Raw genomic sequence first — 25,547 nt, forward strand, 5'->3', positions numbered from 1 at the left:
ACAAAAAAAAACGCGCCATAACATGACACGTTTTTATTTTAACATTAAGCGTAAGCCTCTAGTGCTAAAAGCTGATTGTCAACTATTTAGACACAGGACATACTAGCAAGGCAACATGACTTCTGAGTTAAACGATTTGAATTTCTCATAACGTAGCTCACAACGCGTATGGGTATCTAAATCTTTCAGCTCATCCAATTGCTCAACCAATAGAGCTTTTAATGCCGTCATTACTGGCTGTGGCTGAATATGAGCACCCTCACCTTCGTCGATGACCGCATCAATCAAGCCCATTTGATACAGATTGATAGCATTTAACTTTAAGGCTTCACTGGCATCTTGCGCTTTTTCGGCAGTTTTCCATAGAATAGAAGCGCAGCCTTCAGGAGAGATGACTGAATAAATACTATTTTGTAGCATATTCACTTTATCACCAACGCCAATCGCCAATGCGCCACCTGAGCCGCCTTCACCAATAATGGTGACGATGATAGGCACTTTTAAACTAGAAAACACAGCAATGCTTTCAGCAATGGCTTGTGCTTGTCCACGCTCTTCCGCGCCAATACCCGGATAAGCTCCTTGGGTATCAACAAAGGTCATAACCGGAATATTAAAGCGCTCAGCCATTTTGACCAAACGAATGATTTTTCGATAGCCCTCAGGGTTTGCCATACCAAAGTTATGCTCAATACGCTCGCGTGTGCTGCGACCACGGTGTTGACCAACAACCATCACTGGCATACCGTTTAGGCGTGCAAGTCCACCAAGGATTGCCTTGTCATCAGCAAAAGCGCGGTCGCCATGCAACTCATCAAATTCGGTAAACAGCTGATTTACATAGTCCATAAACAATGGACGTTTGGCATGCCGTGCAAGCTGAACGCTATCCCAGACGGTACTCATAGACGCTTCCCTTTCTTAGTTATACTTAATAGAGCTATGTTCAATATGGTTATATTTAATAATAACATCGTTATCGGCTTTAGGATAATAAAAGTACAGTTGTAAACTCAATAAAAACTATAATAGCACATCTTATATGCCATAACATTACCGACAACACCGCTTTTGTTATGTTATTTCTAACCACATTAATCAAGTAATCTACTAACAGTTTTAGCTGATAAAAAATTAAACCTCAATGACGCTTAGTTTGACGCCCCATTTGGCAAATTGTTCTATTTCAGTCTGCAAATCAGATAATAAGAAAGCGTAGTGCTCGCTGCTATCACCAACCATGATTTGCCAATGATTGTCATCATCTACTTTTAATTCTAATGTTGGTAATTCATAATCACTGCGACTGTGATGTGCCAGTACTGCCAAACGTAGCAGCAAGCACAGATAAACGAGCTGATCACCGCCGATAGTACACGTTTGCTCTAACATATCTGCTTTGAGCTTACGGCGATGATTTAACATCAGCTGTGCCATACGTTTTTGATCGACTTGTGAAAAACCTGGAATATCAGAATGTTCCATCAAATACGCACTGTGTTTGTGATAGCTACTATGAGCAATCGCCAGCCCTATCTCATGTAAAAATGCAGCTCGCCTGAGTAGATCGCCATCTTCCGTACTGAGTCCAAGTTTAGTTTGCACTTGCCCAAAAAGGTGTCGACTGGTTTTGACTACTTGCTTAGCCTGCTTTTTATCGCCTGAATAGCGCTTAATCAGTGCCAATACACTGCGGTCACGTACGTCTTCACTGGCAAATCGTCCAAGCATATCGTACATGACACCTTCGCGTAGCGCGCCATCTGAGTAAGTAATAGCATCTACGCCCAACACCTTCATGACTGCTCGTAATACCGCAACGCCTGCTGGAAATACGGCTTTACGGTGCTCTTTGACGCCTTCTAAATCAATGTCATCAACGTTGCCAATTTTAAGCAATAATCTTTCTAACTTTTTAACACCTTTATAAGTGATGCGCTCTTGCTCGTCTGCCCAGCCTTTTGAAACAAGGACGTTACGTACCGCTTTAATCGTACCACTCGATCCAATGGCGCTGCTCCAGCCTACTTTTTGGTAGCGCCCATTGATCGCCAGTACTTCTTTGCGCGCAGCCGATATGGCGTTGTTAAAGGCTTCTTTGGTAATTTGCCCATTAGCAAAATACTTCTGCGTAAAGGCAACACAGCCCATCTGTAAGCTCTCGGTCAATAATGGATCAAACTCTTGGCCAATAATAAACTCTGTTGAGCCGCCACCAATATCGATAACCAGACGCTTGTCACTACTGGCATTGGTATGCGAGACTCCTAAATAAATCAAACGCGCTTCTTCTCGTCCCGCGATAATCTCAATAGGCTTGGGTAAGATTTTATTGGCACGGCTGATAAAATCATTGGCATTTTTGGCTTGGCGTAAGGCGTTGGTCGCAACAATACGAATACGCTCCGGAGGCACCGAATCTAGACGCGCCACAAAGCGGCTGAGACAGTCTAAACCGCGCTGCTCCGCTGCTGCACCCAAAATATTATGCTCATCCAGTCCTGCAGCTAACTGAACTTTTTCAGACATAGACACCACTTTTCGCACTTCACCATGATCGAGGCGAGCAATGGCTAAATGAAAACTATTGGAGCCAATATCAATGGCTGCCATCAGTTCATCTTCTGCGAGTGGTGGATTTTTTAGGTTGTCTTTGGGCATAAGTAAGGTCGTTACCGTGTCAGATCAAAAGATAATTAAAAGGGTTTAGGCTTTTAAAATAGAAAGTACGTTGGATTAAAGTAAGGACTACCATATATAAAAAAGATAATAATCACATAAATGATGGCAAGTTTTGCCATTAAAACATTTATGCCAAACGCTGGCAAGTAAGCGAAAACAACCGCTAAACAGCGGCTAAAAACAGGATAGATACTTTTTGAAGCAAAAAACATCTTCTACCCTTAGCCATTATTTGTTCAATATTGGCTTGCTACCACCACTATTGTCTATATTATAATAGAGAACAAGTACTTACCTATGAGCTTTATGGTATCAAGCTATTTCATTCTACTGACAAGACTCATTACGGATAGATGAGACATAACCTACAAGGAAGCCAAATCGATGAATAACACCCCTACGCAAACGTCACAAACTAAAGAAATTACTGCTGAAAAAGACAGCCAGAACAATCTGATAAAAATGGATAGCTCAGACAAACCGTCATTTTATGACTTTTATCTTGATGAGCATCAAAATATGGCTTGCCGTCGATTGCATTTTGCAGGCAGTAGCTTTGGGTTAATTGGACTGGCAAAATCTGTTAAGAATCGCTCAGCAAAACCCTTACTTAAAGGTATTGCCGCAGGATACGCTTGCGCTTGGGTCGGACATTTCTTCTTTGAAAAGAATAAACCCGCCTCTTTTAAATTTCCTTTAAAAAGCTTTGCTAGTGATTTTCGTATGTATGTAGACGTAATGCGAGGTAATTTAAGTCTGAGAGACCGTAAGTTTGATAAAGTGCAATAAATACAACTGCCTTTATTATTCATAAAAAAACCAGCACAGTAATCTTGTCACTATGCTGGTTTTTTTAAACGCCTAAAACTGCTGTGTTACGCTTTTGCCATTTCTGCAAATATTTCATCAGCGGCTTTAATAGTCGCCTCGATATCTTCGTTACTATGCTTGATAGACATAAAGCCTGCTTCATAAGCGGACGGTGCCAGATAAATACCGCGATCAAGCATACCGTGGAAGAAAGTATTAAATAACTCCATATCACACTCAGTCACGTCATCAAAGTTTTGAGGTACAGTCGTCGCACTGTCTTTGACAAAGAACATACCAAACATACCGCCCAATTTATTGGTGCGCATATTGATACCATGCTTGTCAGCAGCCGCTTGGAAACCATCAACCAAATGGTCTACTTTCGCTGATAGCTCGTCATAGAAACCGTCTGCCGTTAAGTCTTCAAACATGGCGATACCGGCGCGCATCGCCAGCGGATTACCGGATAACGTACCCGCTTGATAGACACCGCCAAGTGGTGCGATGCAAGACATGACTTCTTTTTTGCCACCAAAAGCACCCACTGGTAAGCCCGCACCGATGATTTTACCAAAGCAGGTTAAATCAGGGTCGATACCGAAATGCGCTTGCGCACCGCCAAGTCCAACACGAAAGCCCGTCATGACTTCATCAAAAATCAATACTGCGCCATTGGCAGTACATTCTGCACGCAAGGTATCATGGAATTCTTGGCTTGGAATGACCATATTCATGTTACCAGCGATCGGCTCCAAGATAACGCAGGCAATCTCTGCGCCCCATTTCTCAAAACAGTCTTTAATCGCTTGCGGATTGTTATATGGAATCGTAATAGTATGCTTGGCAAAATCTGCTGGTACACCTTTTGAGGTTGGCTCACCAATATCAAGCATGCCTGAGCCTGCTTTTACTAATAGGCTGTCTGAATGACCATGGTAGCAGCCTTCAAACTTGACGATTTTGTCACGCTGAGTATAACCACGTGCCAAACGAATCGCACTCATGGTCGCTTCCGTGCCTGAGCTGGTCATACGAATCATCTCAACACTCGGGACGATTTCGCAAATTTTATCGGCAACGGTGGTCTCAAATGGCGTTGGCGTACCAAAGCTCAAACCATCATCAGCCGCTTTTTTGACCGCATCAATAACTTTTGGATGGGCATGACCCAAAATCATCGGACCCCAAGAGCCGACATAATCAATATAAGCATTGTCTTCGGTATCGTAGATTTTGCTACCATTGGCACGGTGCATAAATATTGGTGTGCCACCGACACCAGCAAAAGCTCGGACAGGTGAATTTACACCGCCAGGGATATGCTTACGTGCTTGCGCGAATAGTTGTTCATTTTTAGTGCTCATAGTTATTCTCTATTTAATCGTTTTTTATTTAGTGATTTTATACTTAGGGATTTGTATTATTTTTTTTCACAATAAATGTGTAGCTTAAGCTTTTTTAACTACCGATGATTTAAGTTTCATCGGACCATAGCCATCAAGCCTACAATCAATATCATGACCATCGGTCGCATCTGGCAATAGACGAATACTTTTTGCTTTCGTTCCTACTTTGATGATGGTTGAAGAGCCTTTGACTTTCAAATCTTTAATGACTGTCACGGTATCGCCATCTTGCAGCTCATTACCAACGGCATCGCGAATGACCGCGTCTTGATCTTCAGATTGTGCTACATCAGTTTCTGCCACTGTCCATTCATGAGCACACATCGGGCATATCAGCAGCGCGCCATCTTCATACGTATATTCAGCATCACATTTCGGACAATTTGGTAAGCTCATAATTCCCTCGGCAGCCATCATATATTAGGTTTATTCCAGAGCTCACATTGTACCGTAACTTGCACTCTTTAACCAATTTGTACGCTTGAAAACCGCTGGCTGTGCCCAATTTAACGCTTGATAGCTATCTTAACGATGACGTTTTTTATGAGGGTGTTTTTTGTGGTACTCTTCTTAGCCTCATCTGATTTTATAATTGTTTATCTTGGCATAAAAATCTGAGCTATCATTTTTTGATACTTATTCTTAACATTTATTGCTTTATAAAAAACCTCTTTTTAGAAGGATAATAACAATGACTCAATCTATCAATGCGGCGACATTGCCACAGTTTTCCCAATTATCTATCCAAGGCGAGGATGCCGAAAAATTTTTGCAAGGACAATTAACTTGTGATGTCACTAAGCTCGGACTCAGCTATCAAGCCGCAGCCATTGGGAATTTAAAAGGTCGCATAGAATTCGGTATTTGGATTAAAAAACAAGCGGAAAAACATTTTGATGTGGTCATCAGTGCAGATTGCGCTGAGGCTTTCCAAGGCCATTTAAAAAAATTCGGTGCCTTTTCAAAGTTTGATACTAGTGCCCCGACCCCTATTTATCCTTGTGTTATTGATGAAGTGCCGACTTTTAGCCATCAGGACGACCACAATACGTCTGAGAATATCCAAGCTTGGATGCAGTCTAGTATCGCAACTGGTAACTATTGGATAGTAGCGGCAACGCAAGGCGAATTCCAACCACAAGAGTTGCGTCTGCATCAGCGCGGCGGCATGGACTACGATAAAGGCTGTTATTTGGGTCAAGAAGTCATCGCCCGTATTTACTTTAAATCAGCGCCGAAAGCGTTTTTGCACTATGTAAAAGGAACAAGTGTAAAAGGCTCAGGTACAACTCCTGCCGCTGGTGAAAAACTGGATAAAGTACAAGTCGTCAATGCGATTACTACTAGTGAAGGCTTTGAGGCATTGGTCGTGGCTCGTCCAGAACAGTTGGCTGAAAGTAGTCTGACCATATTGGATTTACCATTGGCGTTACAAGTGGATGTTGCTCGCCCCAAGTAATACCAGATAATAACGCTCTCATCTAATTTCATCAATCGCAGCAGAGTAATCTATGACCCATATTGCGGTACTCGGAGCAGGCGTGGTGGGCGTGACCACCGCATGGTATCTCCGCCAAGCAGGCTATGATGTGACTGTGATTGAGCGTGAGTCAGCTGCAGGTATGCAAACCTCATTTGCCAATGGCGGACAGATATCAGTCTCGCATGCGACCCCTTGGGCAAATCCTACTGCACCGATAAAAGCACTCAAATGGTTGTTTCGCGAGGATGCACCGTTGCTTTATCGATTGCGTGCGGATAAGGCGCAAATTAAATGGGCGATGCAGTTTTTGCAAGAGTGCCGCGCAGATCGTGCTGATGCAAATTTAGTACAAATGGTACGTTTGGGATTGTACTCACGCGATGCTTTACAACAATTACGCACGGATATTGGGATTAATTACGAGCAGCAAACGCGCGGTATCATGCACTTTTATACCGATCAAGCGGAGTTTGATGCTGCGATAGCGCCTACAGAGCGTATGCAGGCGCTTGGCTGCGAGCGTTATGTGATTGACATCAATAATGCCGTTAGTCTCGAGCCAGCACTCTACCCCATTGCCCATAAGCTCAAAGGCGCGACGTATACCAGCCATGATGAGTCAGGCAATGCCCATCTATTTACTCAGCGTTTAGCTAAGCACTGTATAAAGGCTGGCGTTAAGTTTTTATACGATACTGAGATCTTAGCGATTAATACGGATGCTGACTCTGCGCGTCCGCACGTATATAGCATTACCATTCGACCCAAAGGCGAAAATGCGCAAACCTTTAGTGCAGATAGCCATGTATTGGCGCTTGGTAGCCATAGCGTCGCTTTAATGAAACCCCTTAATATGCATCTGCCTATTTTCCCTGCCAAAGGCTACTCGGCCACTTATCAAATCAACCCCCGAGCACCCCATCTAGCACCCTTTGTCAGTCTCATTGATGATGAATTTAAGCTGGTCACTTCACGTCTTGGCGATAAATTGCGAGTGGCAGGGACAGCAGAATTTAATGGCTACAACTTAGATTTGAATACCCTACGCTGTGAAGCCATCACTCGCCGCGTGCAGCAGTTGTTTCCTAAAGGCATCATTGCCAACTCTGTACAATATTGGACAGGGTTACGACCAATGACACCCTCAAATGTCCCCTTAATAGGGCGCGCGCATATGGGTAAAGTCCGACATGGTAGTCGAAATATTGACGCCACTTTTGATAATTTATGGCTCAATACTGGTCATGGCACGCTTGGCTGGACGCATGCATGTGGTTCGGCTAAAGCGATTAGCTTACTAATACAAGGCGAGATACCTGAGGTTGATTTTGATTTTATCGGTATCTAGATTTAGTCTAAGACAAATTAATAAGGTAAATAAAAAGCGCTTATCATTATAAATAAGCGCTTTCGAGTCCAACTTTAACTATACTACTGATTGCATTTATGCAGCGCTACCCGACTCAGCTTTTGAATGTGACGAAGAGTTCGAACTGTTTGACTCAGCAGTTTCTGAGAATCCAGCAGTTTCTGCATGTATAGCTTCCAATTGCACAGGGACGCCATTTACAGCGGCATTACCGCTTAACTCATCAATCAACGTATCATCTGTCAGATCATTCACACTGACACCTGCATGCGCTTGGGCGATTTTTTGCTTAACGCCTTTACGGCCGTGACCAAAGCCATGCGGAATACTCACTACCCCCGCCATCAACTCATCAGTGATTTCTGCTGCAACAATCACGCTACCGACGCGCGAGGTGACTTTCACGTCTTGACCATCCTCAATACCATATTGCGCAGCAGTATCTGGATGCAGCATGAGCGTACAGCGCGGCTTACCTTTGACCAAGCGGTAGCTGTTATGCAGCCACGAATTATTACTGCGGACATGACGACGACCTATCAATAAAATCTCGCTGTCATCATAATTTTGCATCATCGCTTGCACGCGGGCAAGATCTGCTTGGTAAAAATCGACATTCAGATGAATCTGCTTATCTTTGTGCTTTAACGCTTGCGGCAGCATGGTTTTAAGCGGTCCTAAATCAAGACCATGAGCATTTTTCTTGAGCTTATTCAATGTCATGCCAGCATAAGGTCCACGCCGCAATCCTTGATCGAGTATAAATTTCGGTCCTATTCGCCTTATCAATAGCCGTTCAGCTTTGGTTGCTAAAGACGCTTTTTTATCTAAGCGCTTTGCCAGCTCTAGATAGATTTGCCAGTCATGCTTGGCGTCCTTATCTTTACGAAACAACGCTTTTGAATATTTAGCGACGTTATGTACGGCAAAATTATTAAAGGTAACGTCGTAATGGTCGCGCTCTAGCGGTGAGACTGGCGGTAAGATAATATTAGCATGGCGACTGGTTTCATTGACAAAATAATCAATGGCGACCATAAAATCTAACTGTTCAAAGGCTTGATCTAATTTTTCGCCATTGGGTGTACTCAAGACAGGATTACCCGCTACCGTCATAAAGCCTTTTAATTGCCCTTCACCTTCGATCAACATCTCATCACTCATGGCAACCACGGGATATTCACCATTAAAGTCAGGCAGCTTGCTGACACGACTATGACGCTTACCCAAATACCCCGGACCAGAATTATTCACCACATCGACTGCAGCATTCGGGAACATCAAACCACCCACTTCATCTAAGCGCCCCGTCACGATATTAATAACCATAGACAAATACTGGCTTAATAAACCAAATTCCTGCACTGATATACCCATCCGACCATAGCAAACCGAGCTTTTTGCTTCACAAAATTCTGTGACCAGTCGCTTGATGTCAACCGCAGCTATGCCCGTAATAGCGGCAACTGACTCTGCACTATAGTCTTTGGCAAAATCTGCCAGTCGCTCTATTTCTGGCGCGAGTGCTGCTGCTCTATTATTGATACTTGCTTTATCAGCATAGCCTTGCAAATAAATCTCATTGAGCATCGCTAATAATAGCAACACGTCAGTCGCTGGACGAATAAAGTGATGCTCGCTTGCGATATCAGCGGTTTCGGTACGTCTTGGATCGATGACGACGACTTTGCCACCACGTGCTTTAATGTCTTTTAGTTTTTGGCGCATATTTGGTGCCGTCATAATACTGCCGTTAGACGCTAGCGGATTGCCACCGATGATGAGCATATACTGAGTACGGTTGACATCAGGTACTGGAATACGCAGCATATGCCCAAATAAATGCATGCTAACGATATGGTGCGGTAATTGGTCGACTGAAGTGGCAGAGAAGCGACTGCGCGTTTTGAGGCTGTTTAGCAGATACTTAATCGTTAGCATGCCACCCAGATTGTGTACGTTGGGATTGCCCAAATAAACACCAAAAGCATTTTTGCCATGTTGTTTTTGCACTGCGCCAATACCAGCTGCGACTTTATCTAACGCTTCAGTCCAGCTAATTTCTTTCCAGCCTTTAGCCGTTCTTTCAACAGGATGACGCAGGCGGTCAGTATCCTCATGCAAATCTTGCAAGGCAGTCGCTTTTGGGCAAATATACCCTTTAGAAAATGGATCGCTCTTATCCCCTTTAATCGATAAAACCTTTTTGCCATCGTGCTTTATCTCGATACCACACATTGCCTCACACAGAGTACAGGTTCTAAAATGCGTCTGCTCTTTGGATTTGGTTTGTTCAGTCGCCACGGTCGCGCTCCCTGTTTTATATTATCATTCTTAATAAATCGATACTGAATTCCTTTTTAAGACTGTGATTACTGACAGTCTATTCTCTACTATATCTCGCTGATGCTGTAACTCATAGTCAAATGTGTGCACTGTAGTTATGCACCTTAGTTACGTACCTCACTGACAAAACATCCTAATGATTACATAACTAGACTGCTCATAACACAGTCACGATTTTTTTTATAATTGAGCAACAGTATCAACATTGTCCATACAGACAAAGCATTTTGAAATTCATATATTAGTAGCACAAGTTAGCCATTGGCTATTTGTAATGTAGTTAAGTGTTTTAAAATACGCTATATAAGAAATAAGCTATTTAACAGCAATACTGTACTAGCAATAAGAATCATAAATAATAATTTGGATACTAAAGCGTGATGCAACCTGTTGATTTAACTTTTAAATAACAGCTACTGTAAAAGACGCAATAACTAAAACAAGGATAATAGCAATGAATGAACATACTCTAAAAGGCGAGTGGAACCAAGTAAAAGGCTCAGCAAAGCAGAAATGGGCTGACCTTACTGATGACGATTTATTACATGTTGAAGGTAGCCGTGATAAGCTCGTTGGTAAAGTACAAGAGCGTTATGGTCATAGTAAAGATGATGCTGAGCGTGAAGTAGATGCATGGCGTACTGAAAATAAATACTAGTAAATAGTGATGCTTGTAACAAGACTTTAGATAAAGCTTTTATAGGCAGATTATTTAAACGAAAACCGCATTAGAAACTAATGCGGTTTTTTTATGCTCGGTGTATCAGCAGATACTTATCAGGGACAAAGCTCAAACCTCAGACACGATAAAACCGCATAGCAATTAATTGTTATGCGGTTTTATTGTTAACTATCCTTGTTACCCACCACGGCTCTAATCGCTGCATCCTTGCAAGATATTGAGCATATTGTGACAGTTGGGCATCCTGCCCTTTTTACTACTAGTGGCATTATCTGCCTGCAACACGGGTTATGTGTCCTTAATCCAATTGCTATTATCATCCTGATGCTAGCCGTTGAAATATTATCCTTAATACGGTCAACTCAATCCTTGAGTCACATTCCCTTATGCCGTGTGTGTATAGTGTCAAATTATTGAGCTACTGTTAAGTCGCGTAAACGTCATTGCGTGTAAGCATATGCTTACGTCAGTTTAAATTCAGAAGGTTAATAGGATTAACTATATGATATTAATAGCTTTTAATATAAATACCTATTTTTAAGCTAGAAAAAATTAATACAGACCACTTAAGTGTTAGCGATATTCGCTGTTCTAAGCAACACCTTAGTCACTCAAAGTATCGAATGCTTACGCAACTATTTGCAAAATTTACAACTTCTTAACACCAACGACACGTATTAATGAGCTTTAAGTCTTACTATGTGTATGTAAGAAAATATTTCAAGAATAACGATAATTAAGAACAAACATCCATAGTTTATAAGCATATTTTGCGTATTATTCATGATTGTTAGCGTTATTCTGCATTATATATTGACAAAATTTTGCAACTGTATATAAGCACTTTTTAAGTCAACTTATATCTTAGGAGATTCCATCATGAAAACGTTAAAACCTTTCTCGCTTAAAACTGTCCTTTCTGCCTCACTTGCATTTTCATTCGTTGGCATTACTGCTGGCTGCGCTGTCGCCGGTTCAGGTTATGATAATTATCCGGTATACAATGACAACAGCGGTTATAACCACGCTGAAAATAACCGTGCTATTCAGCAGCTGCGTCAGGATTTACGCCGTAAAGGTTATAACGTGATGGACATCAGAACAGAGAGCTACCGCGGTAACCGTGTGCTGACGGTTCTTGCTAAGAAAAATAATCAAGCGTATGAACTAAAATACAGCTCACCAGATCTCAGGCTGATCAGCTCGACCAAAAAACCTTGGTCTAATGTCTGGGATGATAAAAACGACTATAAAGATAATGGCAAATACAAAGATAAACATTATAAAAATGAAGATAGCATCAAGAACGAATCACGTTATCCAGCGATTAAACGCCGTGCTATCAATAAAGTTGAGGGTATGGGTTATCGAGTCAAAGATATCGAGTTTGAACAAAAGAACAATCGTGGCGTGTTTGAGATTGAAGCCAAACGTGGCTCACAAGAGTATGAGATTACACTTGGCTATCCAAACTTGAATGTAATCAAGATTAAAAAAGATTAATGTTAAAGACATAGCATCCGAATAACATTTATTCGTTCTATTATTTATCAAATTTTGGCATCATTTAGTATTTGATGTCCGCGGTCAAATAAGCCAGCCCTTGGTTTATTTGACCATTTTTTATCGCTTTTTCTTGTTTATCGTATACTATCTATTTATCATCGTTTCATACGCAATTTTCATATCATTACTGAGATCATCTTATGAACATTAATTCTTTACTAAAAACCACAGCAGCGGGCAGTATGGCAGCAGTGCTATTAACGATAACCACAGGTTGTGTTACGACACCTGGATATAACCCTTATGGCGACCTTTATGAAGATATTTATAAAGACAGTAGCGTCTATAAGAAACATAAGGAAACTATCAATAACGTTGATAAAGATATTTACCGTCCTGCTATCGAGCAAAGAGCAGCAAATAAAGTCCGTAGCATGGGTTACCGTGTTGAAGACGTTAAATACAAAAAAGGCGACAACAAAATAAAAGTAAAAGCATACCGCGGTGGTGAAGATTATAAAATCGAGCTTGGCTATCCCGGCTATAATGTCTTAAAAATAAAAGAAGACTAATAGTCTGTTTTAAGAAGCATTGAAAACTGCGATCAAAAATCTAAGACTTCAATCACATCATAAGCAGGTGTTTCATAAGGATGCGCCTGCTTTAATGCGATAATGACATCACCAATATTAACCTTCGCAACCACCATCTCTACCCGCCATTCATTGACTTTCTCTAAACTGTCCTGTGTACCAATATGTGGCGTGCTACCTACCAGTGGCATGAATTGCCCTATCCCCTGCACTTGCCAACAACATTGCTCATAATCGCCAATTTTGCCAGCACCTGCTGCAAATAGCGCTGACTTTACCTGCTCTAATACTGAGTCTGGTACAAAAAAGGTGAGTTTATACATGTTCTAGCCCCATTAAATAGCAACCTTATTAAATTAATCGCCTCATCAAATACTTGAAAATTAAGTTAAAACTATAAAAAATTTTCTAATTTTTTGACAAAGAAGGGTGATCAGTCCATATATAACGCAGCAACCACTCTTTTGCGTCGCCAGCATAATCAATGCCAATACGGGGGCGTAATGATACTAGTGGCTGACAACCATCATCCTCCACCCAAACTTTTGACGCAGGCGTGATTGGCTTACCGTATAACGTTCTATCTATCTGTAAGCCCTTGGTCAGCTTGCCAGGACCTGCCAGCTGTTTGATATGATTAAGTTGTCTATTAACGTCTAATAATTGCTCATTCATTAAGCGAGCGCTACCCTCTATTAAAAATCCAGCACGTATTAAAACAGCTTCTGGCGACTCTGTTGGTCCACTGACCAAATTGAGCATATGATGAATACCATAAGTCAGGTATACATAAAAAACACCGCCTATATGGTACATAATCTCTGTACGCGGCGTACGTGTGCCTGCATGCGCATGACACGCAGCATCCCCCTCGCCAATATAGGCTTCTGTCTCTGAGATACGCATACGCAAGATTTTTTGTTGACCATCGCTGTCTGTCAGCTCTCGACACAACACCTTGCCAATTAAGTCGGCAGCTACCACGCAAGTGGGACGGGCGAACCAAGATGGCTCCAAAACACTCGATACAACTTGAGACGCTAACATCAGTCATAACCTTTTTATAAGGGTTTGTATTTACACTCTATTATCACAGCAGCATAAATTTAACATAAAAAGCCATCAAAGGCTGTCTGATAGCGACCACCATTACTTATTGCAACTGATGTTATACAGACAGTTAACTCAATATAATAGTAATCTTGATCCCAGATAGACCACACTAAAAAACATAATTAAATTAAAAGGATATAACAATGAGTAACTCTAATAGCCAAGGCAATAAGCAGCAAAATGGTAGTGATAAAGCAGAAGACAAAAAAAATGATGTAAAAGACAACAACACTGCCAGTGACACTAAAGATCAGAATACTGATAAAGGTTCTGACAGTAAGAATTCAAGTAATAGCTCAGACAACAAAGACAACAAAGACAACAAAGACAACAAAGACAACAAAGACAACAAAGACAACAAAGACAACAAAGACAACAAAGACAACAAAGACAACAAAGACAACAAAGCATCAGATAAAGACGATAGTAAAGATAGTAAGTCTTCAGATAAAAATGCTAAAAGTAAGGGCGATAAAGACTCTTCTTTAGCTGATACTGCTACTACAAAGGCAAAAGAAGTGGTCGGTACATTAGCAGATAAAGCGGCAGATGCCATGGAGTTTGCTGCTAAGAAAATCAAAGACGCTCGCAAAGACAGCTAATAAATTTAAGTGCAAAAAAACTGAGCCATGGCTCAGTTTTTTTATGTCTTAACGGTTTTAATTTTTCTACATTTAGCTCAGTGGTACACCGATACGGCTTGCCACTTCTTCATAAGCTTCGATGACATCACCTAATGACTGACGGAAGCGGTCTTTGTCGAGCTTCTTCTTGGTGGCTTTATCCCAAATGCGGCAACCATCTGGTGAGAACTCATCACCTAAGACGATACGGTCATGAAATACACCAAACTCTAGTTTGAAATCTACTAGTATCAAATCACCAGCATCAAACAGCGCTGTCAAAACTTCATTTACTTGATGACTCAGCTCTTTCATTTTAACAAGCTGTGCTTCATTTGCCCAGCCAAGAGAAATTGAGATTGACTCATTAACCATCGGATCGCCAAGCGCATCATCTTTATAGAATAGCTCGTAAGTCGGTGGCGTCAAAGCCTGACCTTCTTCCAACCCTAAACGACGTACCAAACTGCCCGCAGCAAAGTTACGCACAACGCATTCAACCGGAATCATATCCAAACGTTTGACCAACACTTCATCGTCAGACAATTGCTTTTCAAAATGCGTCTCGATACCAGCGTCTGCCAGCTTTTGCATAATAAACGCGTTAAAGCGATTATTAACCACGCCTTTGCGTGCAAGCTGTTCAATACGCTTACCATCAAGCGCTGAGGTGTCATCACGGAAATGTAAAATCAGTAGGTCGTTGTCTTCTGTTTCATAAACAGATTTGGCTTTGCCTTTATAGAGCAGTTCTTGCTTTTGCATTAGGAGGTTTCCTGTTCGTTCAAGCTTATGTGGTAAAAACGCGCAGCGACCGCTGATAACTTATAAAACCAATGAGATGTATTGGTATTGATAAAAGCATCAGCGGCATAGATAAGGTTAAAAAAGACTTTATTCAGTACGACTCGCAACAGCGCGTTGCGGTTTTGGTAGCTGGTACTGTTTACCAGACTCGTTCTGTAATGTGAGCGTATTGGCGCCTGCATTAGGGGTTGGGTAAAGCGGTACAAAGGGTGCAGTCTCTTGAGCAGCTGGCAGCTGTAGCGGCGCCAACTTTTTACTTTGCTGATACTCTAGGCTACCATTGTCACGCTTACCAATAAATTCTTTTGTCGCTTGGCAGCCGCTTAATACTAACGTACTACCCAACACGACCGTCATTACAGCAGGGAATACTTTTGCAGTCATTGATGATACTTTCATCATATTATCTCTCTGAGTTAGCATTTACACGCATCATTTTATAATAAGTTTGCACGAACCAAAGCACTATCAATCGTCGCGTGATGTTGCTCGGCTAGCCATACCAGCGGCAGGCGAATGCCTTGATCTATCATACCCATTTTGTGCAAAGCGTACTTGGCTGGAATAGGGCTTGATTCGATAAACAAGTCACGATGTAAATGTTTAACGATATCATGTACTTGATTGGCGGTATCGAAATCACCGCGCAAGGCTGCTGTAAAGGTTTCACTCATCGCTTTTGGTGCGACGTTGGCAGTCACAGAGATATTCCCTTTACCACCAAATTTCATTAGCTCAAGGGCGCTACCATCATCACCAGACAAGACAACAAGACGATCGCCAACTGCTTTTATTAATTGTTCACCGCGAGCAACAGAACCTGTCGCGTCTTTGATAGAAACGATATTATCGATATCCGCTAAACGCTCGACTGTTTCTTGCGCGATATCAACGACGGTGCGTCCAGGGACGTTATACAGCATTTGCGGGATATTAACAGCTTCAGCAATGGCTTTGTAATGTTGATATAAGCCTTCTTGTGGCGGCTTATTATAATAAGGGGCGACCAATAATGCACAATCTGCACCAGCATCTGCGGCATCTTGGGTCAGCTTAATGGCTTCCACCGTATTGTTCGCACCAGTACCTGCAATCACCGGCACACGACCTTTAACATGCTGTACAAAATAGCGAATGACATCGCTATGCTCTTGCATTGACAAGGTTGCAGATTCGCCAGTCGTACCAACAGCGACAAGGCAATGTGTGCCTTGTTCAATCTGCCAATCTATGAGGTCTGCCAGACGTTTATAATCGACCGTGCCGTCACGAAGCATGGGCGTTATCAAAGCTACCATTGAGCCTTGTAGTCGGGTTTTAATATCGTCGTATGCTGTGCTCATAACTGTGCCTTACTCTCGTATCCTAGCTTTGACTAAAGCTATCACATGATAGGTCGTTTGCAAGTACCAATGCATATTTTGAAGTATTCATTGTCAAATAGCTGCATGGATACTATAAATAATATGCATGCTCATAAACATCATTGGTAAGATCTTGCTCGAGGTTAATACTGAATGTTCGTATGTCTTATACCGTCCTTGACGCCATTTTATCTGACATTAATAGGATGATTATCTCGCTATAAAAACGCCTGCTAGTGTAGCATATTTTGGATTGACCGCTATCAATCAATTAATGCCAAATCAAGCCATTCTGAAAATAATTGCCCAGCTGCTTCAATCTCATTGCGCCATTAATAGACAGTGAGATTGAGGACGTTTAGTTTTAAACCAAACCGTCAGTTTAGCGTAATTGCCAAGGGTCGATAAAACCTTTTTAAGCCTTTTAACCAATCGTCAACACATCGTTGGCTAGCCGATACAAGCAAAAAAACGCTTATGTCCTTTTGTGCCACAAGTAATAGCAATATCTTTAACTACTCTATCCGTAATCCAATAATACCGGGGATACCTTGACGCATAACTTCGATCGTCACCACTCCCTTTTTAGGCAATACCGACACCGCACTCGAAACATCATTAACGGTTTTAATCGGTTTTTGATGCAGGTTGGTAATGATATCGCCTGCTAATATACCTGAGCGTGCTGCCAATCCAGTTGGTTCAATCGCTGTAACCAAGACACCAGTTTTATTATCAGACGCCAGCTCTGCTTGTTCCTCTGGGGTCAAATTACGTAAGGCTAAGCCCAGACTTATCTCGTTATTTTGCTGACCACGGCTTTGTGATTGCATGTCATTTGAGGCATCACTCAGCTTGCCAGTGACAAGCGATTGCTTACCATTACGCTGGATTTGCATGCGAAAGCCATCATTGGGACGCGCGCGATTAATCAGGTTCAATAAATCAGAGGCTTCCATAATTTGGACATCATTGTAGCGTAAAATAATATCCCCTGATTTTAATCCTGCTTTTTGGGCAGGTGAATCAGGCGACACGCGTGTCAGTAACGCCCCTTGCGGACGCGCTAGGTTATAGGCTTCGGCGAGATTGCGATCGATATCTTGCGGATAAATACCTAAATAAGCACGCTCAACCTTCCCATTGGTTTTGAGCTGCTCATAAACATCCATTGCCGCATCAATCGGGATGGAGAACGACAATCCCATATAACCACCGGTGCCACTAAAAATACGTGAGTTAATGCCAATCACTTCACCGCGCTGGTTAAATAAAGGTCCGCCTGAGTTACCAGGATTCAATGCCACATCGGTTTGAATAAATGGCACACTGGTTTCACGCGAAAAGTTACGTGATTTGGCACTGACAATACCTGCTGATGCTGAATAATCGAAACCAAATGGCGAGCCAATGGCCAGTACTGGTTCACCGACTTTTAGGCTACTAGAATCACCAATCGGTAGCGCTGGGAATTTTTTGCCTGTGACCTTTAATACTGCCACATCCGAGCGCTCATCGCTGCCAACTAAGGTCGCATCCAGCTCAGTTCTGTCATTGAGAGTCACTGTAATTTTGTCTGCGCCCGCCACTACATGGTGATTGGTCAGCATATAACCATCATCGGTCACAAAAAAACCCGTGCCATATGCATGCTCAATCGCTGGCGTCGCGGCTTGATCAGGGATACGTAGGCGATCACCAAAGAATTTCCGTAACAACTCAGCCGTTTGGGCTTTTGCAAGCTCAGCCTCACTCACAGTTTTGGTCACATTGACGCGTGCCACCGCTGGCGTGACTTGCTGTACCAATCCTGAAAAATCCGCTGTGGTGACAGCAGCTTGCGCACTTGGCATAGTGTTGAGATTAATACCAACAACCATGGTAGTAGCGACAGCGATTGCCAAGGTGCTGCGTTGAAGCAAGCGCTGCATGGTAGCTATGGTGATTTTCGATTTAGATATGTCGATTGGCATCTTATCCCTCATCCAAGTGATTTTTATAATTTTTGTGAGTGGCTATGCTATTAACTTATAGCACGGCTTGGCATTTTAATTCATGATTAATAAAGAGTACTTTTATCTTAGTTTATAGAGTATTTTTACTGACTGCAGCTTAGTTTGTCACCTATTGAGCATCTATCTCAATACGGTAAGTTAACTTGAATATGCTAATTACACTATACGCTAAACCACACACTGCAAACTCAGAATCATCTGAATACGATTATGACTTGCGACGTCACTTAAGGACTTCATCGAGCTATCATGCTAGCTATTAAAACCACTGATCAACCATAGCCAGTGAACAACATCGTTGCAGCACTCAGTCGCTAGTTCATCGCCAAAATGACTTATGCTGTCTGTCTTTTTAAGAGTCTTCTAACACTTTGGGTGACAGTGAGCACTCAGTTATATAAAATAAAATCATGTTATGATAACCAGTAAAACACATTTAAAACAAACAAAAGTTAGCGCTGAAACTTATTAATGTTTCATTGTTTAAATTGGCTATTATTTTACCGTATCTTCTCTCTTTTGCGCTTCTGGCTATTAGATCTTATATTCTAAAGCTCCGCGACTTTATCTAGAAGCGTATTCATCTTTGCTATTATTCTGTGTTTGCTACTATATAGTATACATGACTCATGCTGTGACTCTTGCGGTAACTGTCGATAGCGATTTTTGATAATGATATGAATGAATCATGAACTAAAAAACCGTCTATGCTAAATGCTATAGCCTCGAATCGCTCTACAGCATGACTATATTATTATAAAAGGATTAATTTATGGATACCGCCCTATTGTTATCCGGCGTGGTTGGGATTGGCATTGCCGCCCAATGGTTGGCTTGGTATTTAAAGCAACCGTCCATTTTGTTTTTATTACTGATTGGTATTATAGTTGGTCCAGTATTAGGGGTTTTCGATCCTGACTTAGTACTCGGCGAACTGATGTTTCCCTTTATCTCACTAGGCGTAGCGATTATCTTATTTGAAGGATCGCTGACCTTAGAGTTTGAAGAGATTAAACAACACGGCTCTGTAGTACAGATGCTGGTTTCCGTCGGTGTGCTAATCACTATCGCTATCGTGTCGCTGTCGACGTACTTGCTCTTTGATATCGACCCTATTATTGCCTTATTGTTTGGGGCATTGGTCTGCGTGACTGGTCCAACGGTCATTATGCCGTTACTGCGCAGTGTACGACCCAATAAAACCATCTCTAATATCTTAAAATGGGAAGGTATCATTATCGACCCTATCGGCGCGATTGCGGTGGTATTGGTCTATGAATATATTATCTCAGGTGGTGAAGCCAGTAGTATTTTGCTGTTTGCTAAGATTGTGGTATTGGCAGTGGCAATGGGGCTAGCTGGCGCGTGGGCATTAGCATTTTTGATGCGTCGCCATATGATTCCTGAATTTTTACGCAATGTTTTTACCCTTGCTTTTGTACTGGTGTTGTTTTCAATCTCCAACCATCTGGAACATGAATCCGGTTTATTGACGGTGACTGTACTTGGGGTTGCGCTGGCTAATTGGCCAAAATTCCCGCGTGATACGATTTTAGAGTTTAATGAATCGCTTACCATCTTATTGGTGTCGGTCTTATTTATTATTCTTGCAGCGCGTGTTGAGCTGGAAAGCTTATTGAGCGTCGGCTTTGCAGGTCTCGTGCTACTAGCGATTGTAATGTTTGTCGCCCGCCCCTTATCGGTTTGGGTATCATCTATCGGCTCTAACCTAAAGACCAAAGAAAAACTGATGATCAGCTGGATTGGTCCGCGCGGTATCGTTGCTGCTGCCATCTCATCACTCTTTGCCATTCGTTTACAAGAGTATGATATTCAAGGGGTTGAGCTACTAGTGCCTTTGGTATTTTTGGTCATTATTGGTACGGTGATGATTCAGGGTTTGGGCGCAAAAATGGTAGGGAACTTTTTGGGTGTTCGTGAGCCTGAAACCAACGGTATCTTGGTCGTTGGCTCAAACCCTGTCGCCTTGTTAGTCGCTACCTCGCTAAAGGATCAGGGCTTTGATGTCATCGTTGCTCATAATAACTATACCAACATCGCTAGCGCGCGCATGAGTGGCTTGCGTACTTACTTTGGCAATCCTGTCTCTGACCACGCTGACCATCATTTGGATCTCATCGGTATCGGACGTTTATTTGCCATGAGTATGGATAAAGAGCTGAACACTTTATCCGAGATTCACTATCGTCATGAGTTCGGTGAGCGCAAACTGTACCGCTTAAAGTTTAGCGATGAAAAAGTCAAAAGTGAGCGCGATGACAAGCAAGGAAACTTCCATTCGCAGTGGCTATTTGGCAAAGATGTGACCTATACCAAGCTTGCCAGTATGCTGTCCAAGAAAGCTCGTATCAAAATCACCAATATCACCGACAGCTATAGCTTTGAGCAATATAAAGCCGATAATAAGCAATTTGTACCGCTTTATACGGTCGATAAAGAAGGCAAGCTACATGTAATTACTGACAAATTCGATGGTACGGTGCCGCGTGATCGCAAGCTTGTTTCATTGGTCGTCGATGATGACGTACAGCCAAAACCGGTCGATGTGACACCAAAGCAAGAGCAAGCACGCGCTGTAGCTGACGCAAGCTTTGAGTCCGACTCTAAAGCGCCTGAAAAACGCCAAGAAATAGAGCTGGCGGACGATGATAGTGAGGTAGAGGAAGCATCTTTGATAGATAACGACAAAGACGCTGAACAAAATCTACCTAACGATGTGTCAGCTGATGCTAGCTTAGCGTCTAATCCATCTTCAACCATGCCAACAGCATTAAATCATGAAGGAGCTAACGAAAAAATAGCAACCGCTGAATCTGCCAGTACTAGTCAGGTCAATCCCGAAGTATTGCCTGCGAATCCCAATACGCCAATAATACCGAAAACAGCCAGCAGTAATAAAAACAGTGGTAACGGTAATGGCAGTGCGCCTAAAAATAAAAACGGCTCTCTAGACCCCAACCGTCTACCGGACTCAGGCCAAGATAAGGCGGCCAAGAGTAATACTGCTGAAGTTATATTAAATAAAGATATAGGTAAAAATGATTGAGATACTGGTCATATAGATAAAACCTAAATAAACAACGCTTAAATAGTGTTTATTAAATGCCTATCAATGAACAAAGCCCCAACTAGTTAGTTGGGGCTTTCTATTGGAGCAAGCTTATTTCTTTATGAAAATGTCTATTAAATATCCAACTTCTCTTCGATCGTCTGCCATATTCGTGCGCTGACCTCATTAGCGCTGCCTGAGGCATCAATACGCTGGATACGTTCAGGCTGCTCGCTAGCAAGGACACTAAAACCTTGATGTACTCTGGTAAAAAATTCCGTCGCTTGCTGCTCAAAGCGGTCAGCGGCACTGCGTTTATTAGCACGTGCCATGCCTTCTAATACTGGTAGATCTAGCCACAGTGTAAGCTCGGGTAACTGCACCACAAACTGCTCGATAAGCATGTCAATTTTGGCACGGACAATCGCATCGCCATCTGCACGTCCAAAGCCTTGATAAGCAACCGTCGAGTCGGTAAAGCGGTCACATATTACCCATGTACCACGTTGCAGCGCTGGCAAAATGACTTGCTGCATATGATCACAGCGCGCAGCAAACATGAGTAGCAACTCTGTATCATCATTGATAGCGGTATTCGGGTCTAACAATATCTCGCGCAAGCGTTCAGCAAACGGACTACCACCCGGCTCGCGGGTGCGCAGATAATCAATGCCATGCGCTTGCAGACGTACACATAGTTGCTCAATCGCCGTGGTTTTACCAACGCCTTCAGTGCCCTCAAAACTAATAAAACGCCCTTGAGTGGGCGTAGTGGTGGTTTGAGAAAACGGCGCTTGTATGGATGCTGACATGATATGACCTTATGTCATTGTTGAGCGTTATCATTACTTTTATTTTTATAACGATAATGCTCAATAAATGATGGTTTTTTAAAGCAATATAAATAACAACATAAAATAGTGTTACTGCTGCGGCGTTTGAGCTTTCTTCTCACGCATGACACCGAGATACTCTTTAACTGCTTGATTGTGCTCAGCTAGGCTATTGGTAAATTTATGCCCGCCATTGCCTGTCGCCACAAAATATAGCGCTGCGCTATCGGCAGGATGTAAGGTTGCTTCGATAGAAGCCGCTGACGGCAGTGCAATGGGTGTCGGCGGCAAACCATCGATTTGATAGGTGTTATAGCCTGTTTTTTCATCGATGTCTTTACGGCGAATATTGCCTTCATAGCGGCTGCCCATACCATAGATAATGGTAGGATCCGTCTGCATACGCATGCTTTTGTTCAAGCGATTATTAAAGACGGCTGAGACCAAAGGACGCTCTGCTGCCACACTGGTTTCTTTTTCGATAATAGATGCCATTACCAGTGCCTCATAAGGAGTCTGATAAGGGAGATTTGGCGCACGGTTTTCCCATGCCTTGGTCAGCGCTTGCTGTTGGCGTTTGTACAAGTCGGTCAATACCTTCTTATCGGTAGTGCCTTCCCCATAATAATAGGTATCAGGAGCAAACCAGCCCTCAAGATTGTGATTGACGATAGGATCATTACTATTGGCAACTGCATCCGGCAATATGCCAACCAAATCTAATGCTTCTGCGATGCTAGCATTCGTACTGTCAGCAGTCAGCACTTCTTTTTTGATGCCTTTGTTATCACGTAGCGCCTGATACAAATCTTTTGAGGTTTTGCCCTCGATAATTTGTACTTTAACCATCGCCGCTTTTACCCCTTGCCCAAGCACGTGTAGCGCTTCAGCAATGGTAGGGTTTTCCGGTAATTGGTAAATACCTGCGTGCAATGGACCATCGACTTGCGTTTTCATGTAAAGCTTGGCAATCGTGGCAGAAAATAGCGGAATTTCCTGTTGCCACTGCGGTAGCAACCCGTAATAGGTCTGACCCTTTTCAATCGTCACCATTTGCTGCGGCTGTTCAATCCGACCAAATAAGGTCTGATAAACCATGACTAAGAAAAATGCAGCAATTAACCCAAGTACCAACAACACTTGATAACCACGCTGCATAAAGAATGAAGGATTGTCGGCTTTATAATGACGTGGTTTATTATTACCGCTTATGAGCGAGACATCTGTAGGCGGAACTTCCTCTACACCTGTCTCATCAACTGGTTTTGAATTCAAAGGTGCCCCGTCGACACGTTCATCAACAGTGCCTTTTTGGTCATTCGATAGCGTATCATTAGGACGTTCAGGAGGCGTTTCAGGAGTTGGCGTGCTCATGGTCACTCGCGAGGCAGAAGTTTGCTAGAATTTAGCATTGAACCGCTTATTTTTCAATGGGATTTGCTTAGCTTATCCATTAACTTAGCGTTTAAGCTCATTTATATGGCTTAATACTCATATCGCTTATTTATCACTTCAAATCTTTCCTTTAATAAGAAAACGGGCTATGAACCTTAATTTTAATCAAAATCTCGCTGCAGACTATAAATCTCCCAGTCAAATCATTAGAATATTAAGTGAAGATTGGGTCGCCAACCAAAGTTATTGTCCTAATTGTAATGCCGAACCATTGGCTGCATTTACGAACGGCAAACCTGTCGCTGATTTTTATTGTGCAAACTGTAAAGAAGAATACGAACTAAAAAGTAAGAAGGCAAAATTAAGTAACATTATTAATGATGGCGCTTATGACACCATGATTGAACGTATCAACAGTGACAATAATCCCAGCTTTTTCTTTTTGACCTATTCTCAAGCATTGAGCGTCAACAACTTCTTAATCATTCCCAAGCATTTTTTTAAACCCGATATGATCATAAAACGTAAGCCATTATCAGTCACTGCCAAACGTGCGGGCTGGGTTGGCTGTAATATTGACTTGCGTAAAGTGCCCGAATCAGGAAAAGTATTTTTAGTCAAAGACCAGCAAGTCATACCACGAGATAATGTCACTGAGCAATTTCAAAAAACCTTGTTTTTACGTACACAATCTATCGCCTCACGCGGCTGGACACTAGATGTACTGCAATGTATTGATAAGCTAGAGGCTAATTTCTCTCTCAATCAGGTTTATGCATTTGCTGACTTATTAAAACTCAAATATCCTGAAAACAACCACATTAAAGATAAAATCCGTCAGCAATTACAAGTACTACGCGATAGAGGCATTATTGAGTTTGTTCAGCGTGGTCATTATCGAAAAGTATACTAAGTTTGATTATCATCCCAAAGTGGCAAATAAGCGCTTGCTACCAATCGTTCATAGAATTTGTGCGGAGGATAATCCATTTCCAACTCATCATTTACTTTAAAAAAAGTGTCCATATTGTCTTTAATACATTTAGAGGATTTGTTTTTTACCTGTTTATTCCAGCCTATTAATAGTCCTAATGGCGTACGAGAAGCCTTGGTAAAAGCTTGTCTTTTTACGGTAAGCGCACACATCACAGGTTCATCATGAGGTAGCTTGTCTACGCCTTGCTCTATGACTTCTTGGCGTATATGTGCATACTTAAATACCCCACCAAATGCTGTATATTTTTTATCTTTCTTAGAGTAAACAATATTGAATGCTATCTTTGAATAACCAGCTAAGTGAACGACTTCATCAGGATATTTTTTTGCTTTACGACATATTTCACTAAATAGCATTAATCGGCGGATTTGTAGTGGGATACGTTTTTCTTCATAGGCAGTGCGCATTTGTTATCTCCTGTTCAATAATATTTAATAAGGTACGATCAAT

At 42.1% G+C, this 25,547-nt stretch carries 23 protein-coding genes; 9 read left to right on the forward strand and 14 right to left on the reverse strand.

Going from position 1 to position 25,547, the window contains the following annotated elements; all coding sequences use genetic code 11:
• Positions 1-102: 102 nt before the first annotated feature.
• Positions 103-906 (reverse strand): acetyl-CoA carboxylase carboxyltransferase subunit alpha, encoded by an 804-nt coding sequence (locus VLA57_RS06790; RefSeq protein ID WP_011512548.1) that lies wholly within the window; start codon positions 904-906, stop codon positions 103-105.
• A gap of 228 nt (positions 907-1,134) precedes the next feature.
• Positions 1,135-2,661 carry an exopolyphosphatase gene (ppx, locus tag VLA57_RS06795; protein ID WP_011512547.1) on the reverse strand — a complete coding sequence of 509 codons (1,527 nt, stop codon included), beginning with the start codon at positions 2,659-2,661 and terminating at the stop codon, positions 1,135-1,137.
• A 483-nt stretch (positions 2,662-3,144) separates the two neighbouring features.
• Here ppx and VLA57_RS06800 point away from each other — a divergent pair, with 483 nt between their 5' ends.
• Positions 3,145-3,471 (forward strand): DUF962 domain-containing protein, encoded by a 327-nt coding sequence (locus VLA57_RS06800; RefSeq protein WP_259275382.1) that lies wholly within the window; start codon positions 3,145-3,147, stop codon positions 3,469-3,471.
• An 86-nt stretch (positions 3,472-3,557) separates the two neighbouring features.
• Here the strand turns inward: VLA57_RS06800 and hemL are convergent, their stop codons facing one another.
• A complete protein-coding gene (hemL, locus tag VLA57_RS06805; protein ID WP_333954688.1) occupies positions 3,558-4,859 on the reverse strand; it encodes a glutamate-1-semialdehyde 2,1-aminomutase in 1,302 nt (433 codons plus the stop codon).
• An 84-nt stretch (positions 4,860-4,943) separates the two neighbouring features.
• A complete protein-coding gene (locus VLA57_RS06810) occupies positions 4,944-5,297 on the reverse strand; it encodes a zinc ribbon domain-containing protein YjdM (RefSeq protein WP_333954689.1) in 354 nt (117 codons plus the stop codon).
• A gap of 295 nt (positions 5,298-5,592) precedes the next feature.
• On the opposite strand from VLA57_RS06810, the gene ygfZ reads away from it, so the two are divergent.
• Both ygfZ and VLA57_RS06820 read left to right on the forward strand, forming a co-directional pair.
• Entirely contained in the window at positions 5,593-6,360 is a 768-nt protein-coding gene (gene ygfZ / locus VLA57_RS06815; RefSeq protein WP_333954690.1) for a CAF17-like 4Fe-4S cluster assembly/insertion protein YgfZ, read from the forward strand.
• 52 nt (positions 6,361-6,412) lie between these two features.
• Positions 6,413-7,732, forward strand: coding sequence for a D-amino acid dehydrogenase (locus tag VLA57_RS06820; RefSeq protein WP_333954691.1), 1,320 nt, complete (start codon positions 6,413-6,415; stop codon positions 7,730-7,732).
• A 96-nt stretch (positions 7,733-7,828) separates the two neighbouring features.
• Here the strand turns inward: VLA57_RS06820 and VLA57_RS06825 are convergent, their stop codons facing one another.
• Positions 7,829-10,057 carry a molybdopterin oxidoreductase family protein gene (locus VLA57_RS06825; protein ID WP_333954692.1) on the reverse strand — a complete coding sequence of 743 codons (2,229 nt, stop codon included), beginning with the start codon at positions 10,055-10,057 and terminating at the stop codon, positions 7,829-7,831.
• Positions 10,058-10,553: 496 nt separating this feature from the next.
• On the opposite strand from VLA57_RS06825, the gene VLA57_RS06830 reads away from it, so the two are divergent.
• The 3 genes from VLA57_RS06830 to VLA57_RS06840 all read left to right on the forward strand — a co-directional run bounded on the left by VLA57_RS06830 (position 10,554) and on the right by VLA57_RS06840 (position 12,859).
• The gene (locus VLA57_RS06830) at positions 10,554-10,757 is read left to right on the forward strand and encodes a CsbD family protein (protein WP_011512540.1); all 204 of its coding nucleotides are present in this window, start codon (positions 10,554-10,556) and stop codon (positions 10,755-10,757) included.
• A 903-nt stretch (positions 10,758-11,660) separates the two neighbouring features.
• Positions 11,661-12,284, forward strand: coding sequence for a hypothetical protein (locus VLA57_RS06835; protein WP_333954693.1), 624 nt, complete (start codon positions 11,661-11,663; stop codon positions 12,282-12,284).
• Positions 12,285-12,487: 203 nt separating this feature from the next.
• Positions 12,488-12,859 (forward strand): hypothetical protein, encoded by a 372-nt coding sequence (locus VLA57_RS06840; RefSeq protein WP_011512538.1) that lies wholly within the window; start codon positions 12,488-12,490, stop codon positions 12,857-12,859.
• Positions 12,860-12,891: 32 nt separating this feature from the next.
• Here VLA57_RS06840 and VLA57_RS06845 read toward each other — a convergent pair whose 3' ends face one another.
• Together VLA57_RS06845 and VLA57_RS06850 are read right to left on the reverse strand one after the other, a co-directional pair.
• Positions 12,892-13,203 carry an NIF3 1 gene (locus VLA57_RS06845; protein ID WP_011512537.1) on the reverse strand — a complete coding sequence of 104 codons (312 nt, stop codon included), beginning with the start codon at positions 13,201-13,203 and terminating at the stop codon, positions 12,892-12,894.
• A gap of 85 nt (positions 13,204-13,288) precedes the next feature.
• Positions 13,289-13,927, reverse strand: a complete 639-nt coding sequence (locus tag VLA57_RS06850) for a DNA-3-methyladenine glycosylase (protein WP_333954694.1) — start codon at positions 13,925-13,927, stop codon at positions 13,289-13,291.
• A 209-nt stretch (positions 13,928-14,136) separates the two neighbouring features.
• Between VLA57_RS06850 and VLA57_RS06855 the strand changes: the two genes are divergently transcribed.
• Positions 14,137-14,595 (forward strand): hypothetical protein, encoded by a 459-nt coding sequence (locus VLA57_RS06855; RefSeq protein ID WP_333954695.1) that lies wholly within the window; start codon positions 14,137-14,139, stop codon positions 14,593-14,595.
• A 72-nt stretch (positions 14,596-14,667) separates the two neighbouring features.
• Here VLA57_RS06855 and purC read toward each other — a convergent pair whose 3' ends face one another.
• The 4 genes from purC to VLA57_RS06875 form a co-directional block, all read right to left on the reverse strand.
• Positions 14,668-15,381 carry a phosphoribosylaminoimidazolesuccinocarboxamide synthase gene (purC, locus tag VLA57_RS06860; protein WP_133103911.1) on the reverse strand — a complete coding sequence of 238 codons (714 nt, stop codon included), beginning with the start codon at positions 15,379-15,381 and terminating at the stop codon, positions 14,668-14,670.
• A 129-nt stretch (positions 15,382-15,510) separates the two neighbouring features.
• Positions 15,511-15,846 (reverse strand): hypothetical protein, encoded by a 336-nt coding sequence (locus tag VLA57_RS06865; protein ID WP_133103912.1) that lies wholly within the window; start codon positions 15,844-15,846, stop codon positions 15,511-15,513.
• A gap of 14 nt (positions 15,847-15,860) precedes the next feature.
• Positions 15,861-16,766 (reverse strand): 4-hydroxy-tetrahydrodipicolinate synthase, encoded by a 906-nt coding sequence (gene dapA / locus VLA57_RS06870; RefSeq protein WP_133103913.1) that lies wholly within the window; start codon positions 16,764-16,766, stop codon positions 15,861-15,863.
• A 536-nt stretch (positions 16,767-17,302) separates the two neighbouring features.
• Positions 17,303-18,760, reverse strand: coding sequence for a Do family serine endopeptidase (locus tag VLA57_RS06875; protein WP_133103914.1), 1,458 nt, complete (start codon positions 18,758-18,760; stop codon positions 17,303-17,305).
• A gap of 814 nt (positions 18,761-19,574) precedes the next feature.
• Here VLA57_RS06875 and VLA57_RS06880 point away from each other — a divergent pair.
• Entirely contained in the window at positions 19,575-21,869 is a 2,295-nt protein-coding gene (locus VLA57_RS06880; protein ID WP_333954696.1) for a cation:proton antiporter, read from the forward strand.
• Between the two features lie 137 nt (positions 21,870-22,006).
• Here VLA57_RS06880 and tmk read toward each other — a convergent pair whose 3' ends face one another.
• Both tmk and mltG read right to left on the reverse strand, forming a co-directional pair.
• Positions 22,007-22,684: a dTMP kinase gene (gene tmk / locus VLA57_RS06885; protein WP_333954697.1), complete on the reverse strand. Its 678-nt coding sequence runs from the start codon at positions 22,682-22,684 to the stop codon at positions 22,007-22,009.
• A gap of 111 nt (positions 22,685-22,795) precedes the next feature.
• A complete protein-coding gene (gene mltG / locus VLA57_RS06890) occupies positions 22,796-24,079 on the reverse strand; it encodes an endolytic transglycosylase MltG (RefSeq protein WP_333954698.1) in 1,284 nt (427 codons plus the stop codon).
• A 169-nt stretch (positions 24,080-24,248) separates the two neighbouring features.
• On the opposite strand from mltG, the gene VLA57_RS06895 reads away from it, so the two are divergent.
• Entirely contained in the window at positions 24,249-25,013 is a 765-nt protein-coding gene (locus VLA57_RS06895) for a DpnI domain-containing protein (RefSeq protein WP_201550478.1), read from the forward strand.
• Here the strand turns inward: VLA57_RS06895 and VLA57_RS06900 are convergent.
• On the reverse strand, positions 25,010-25,504 hold the full coding sequence (locus tag VLA57_RS06900) for a hypothetical protein (RefSeq protein ID WP_149408995.1): 495 nt from the start codon (positions 25,502-25,504) through the stop codon (positions 25,010-25,012). The two genes, VLA57_RS06895 and VLA57_RS06900, sit on opposite strands and share 4 nt — an antisense overlap.
• Positions 25,505-25,547 lie beyond the last annotated feature (43 nt).

This window comes from Psychrobacter sp. S4(2024) (genome assembly GCF_036861305.1).
Taxonomy (GTDB): domain Bacteria; phylum Pseudomonadota; class Gammaproteobacteria; order Pseudomonadales; family Moraxellaceae; genus Psychrobacter; species Psychrobacter cryohalolentis.

Bases quoted from the DNA above. Each gene is read 5' to 3' on its own strand.
- tmk (WP_333954697.1), bottom strand. From the start codon at position 22,684: ATGTCAGCATCCATACAAGCGCCGTTTTCTCAAACCACCACTACGCCC.
- VLA57_RS06875 (WP_133103914.1), bottom strand. From the start codon at position 18,760: ATGCCAATCGACATATCTAAATCGAAAATCACCATAGCTACCATGCAG.
- purC (WP_133103911.1), bottom strand. From the start codon at position 15,381: ATGCAAAAGCAAGAACTGCTCTATAAAGGCAAAGCCAAATCTGTTTAT.
- VLA57_RS06810 (WP_333954689.1), bottom strand. From the start codon at position 5,297: ATGAGCTTACCAAATTGTCCGAAATGTGATGCTGAATATACGTATGAA.
- VLA57_RS06855 (WP_333954695.1), top strand. From the start codon at position 14,137: ATGAGTAACTCTAATAGCCAAGGCAATAAGCAGCAAAATGGTAGTGAT.
- VLA57_RS06895 (WP_201550478.1), top strand. From the start codon at position 24,249: ATGAACCTTAATTTTAATCAAAATCTCGCTGCAGACTATAAATCTCCC.
- ygfZ (WP_333954690.1), top strand. From the start codon at position 5,593: ATGACTCAATCTATCAATGCGGCGACATTGCCACAGTTTTCCCAATTA.
- VLA57_RS06835 (WP_333954693.1), top strand. From the start codon at position 11,661: ATGAAAACGTTAAAACCTTTCTCGCTTAAAACTGTCCTTTCTGCCTCA.
- VLA57_RS06850 (WP_333954694.1), bottom strand. From the start codon at position 13,927: ATGTTAGCGTCTCAAGTTGTATCGAGTGTTTTGGAGCCATCTTGGTTC.
- ppx (WP_011512547.1), bottom strand. From the start codon at position 2,661: ATGCCCAAAGACAACCTAAAAAATCCACCACTCGCAGAAGATGAACTG.
- VLA57_RS06845 (WP_011512537.1), bottom strand. From the start codon at position 13,203: ATGTATAAACTCACCTTTTTTGTACCAGACTCAGTATTAGAGCAGGTA.
- VLA57_RS06800 (WP_259275382.1), top strand. From the start codon at position 3,145: ATGGATAGCTCAGACAAACCGTCATTTTATGACTTTTATCTTGATGAG.
- hemL (WP_333954688.1), bottom strand. From the start codon at position 4,859: ATGAGCACTAAAAATGAACAACTATTCGCGCAAGCACGTAAGCATATC.
- mltG (WP_333954698.1), bottom strand. From the start codon at position 24,079: ATGAGCACGCCAACTCCTGAAACGCCTCCTGAACGTCCTAATGATACG.
- VLA57_RS06880 (WP_333954696.1), top strand. From the start codon at position 19,575: ATGGATACCGCCCTATTGTTATCCGGCGTGGTTGGGATTGGCATTGCC.
- VLA57_RS06790 (WP_011512548.1), bottom strand. From the start codon at position 906: ATGAGTACCGTCTGGGATAGCGTTCAGCTTGCACGGCATGCCAAACGT.
- VLA57_RS06820 (WP_333954691.1), top strand. From the start codon at position 6,413: ATGACCCATATTGCGGTACTCGGAGCAGGCGTGGTGGGCGTGACCACC.
- VLA57_RS06865 (WP_133103912.1), bottom strand. From the start codon at position 15,846: ATGCTAACTCAGAGAGATAATATGATGAAAGTATCATCAATGACTGCA.
- VLA57_RS06830 (WP_011512540.1), top strand. From the start codon at position 10,554: ATGAATGAACATACTCTAAAAGGCGAGTGGAACCAAGTAAAAGGCTCA.
- VLA57_RS06840 (WP_011512538.1), top strand. From the start codon at position 12,488: ATGAACATTAATTCTTTACTAAAAACCACAGCAGCGGGCAGTATGGCA.
- VLA57_RS06900 (WP_149408995.1), bottom strand. From the start codon at position 25,504: ATGCGCACTGCCTATGAAGAAAAACGTATCCCACTACAAATCCGCCGA.
- dapA (WP_133103913.1), bottom strand. From the start codon at position 16,766: ATGAGCACAGCATACGACGATATTAAAACCCGACTACAAGGCTCAATG.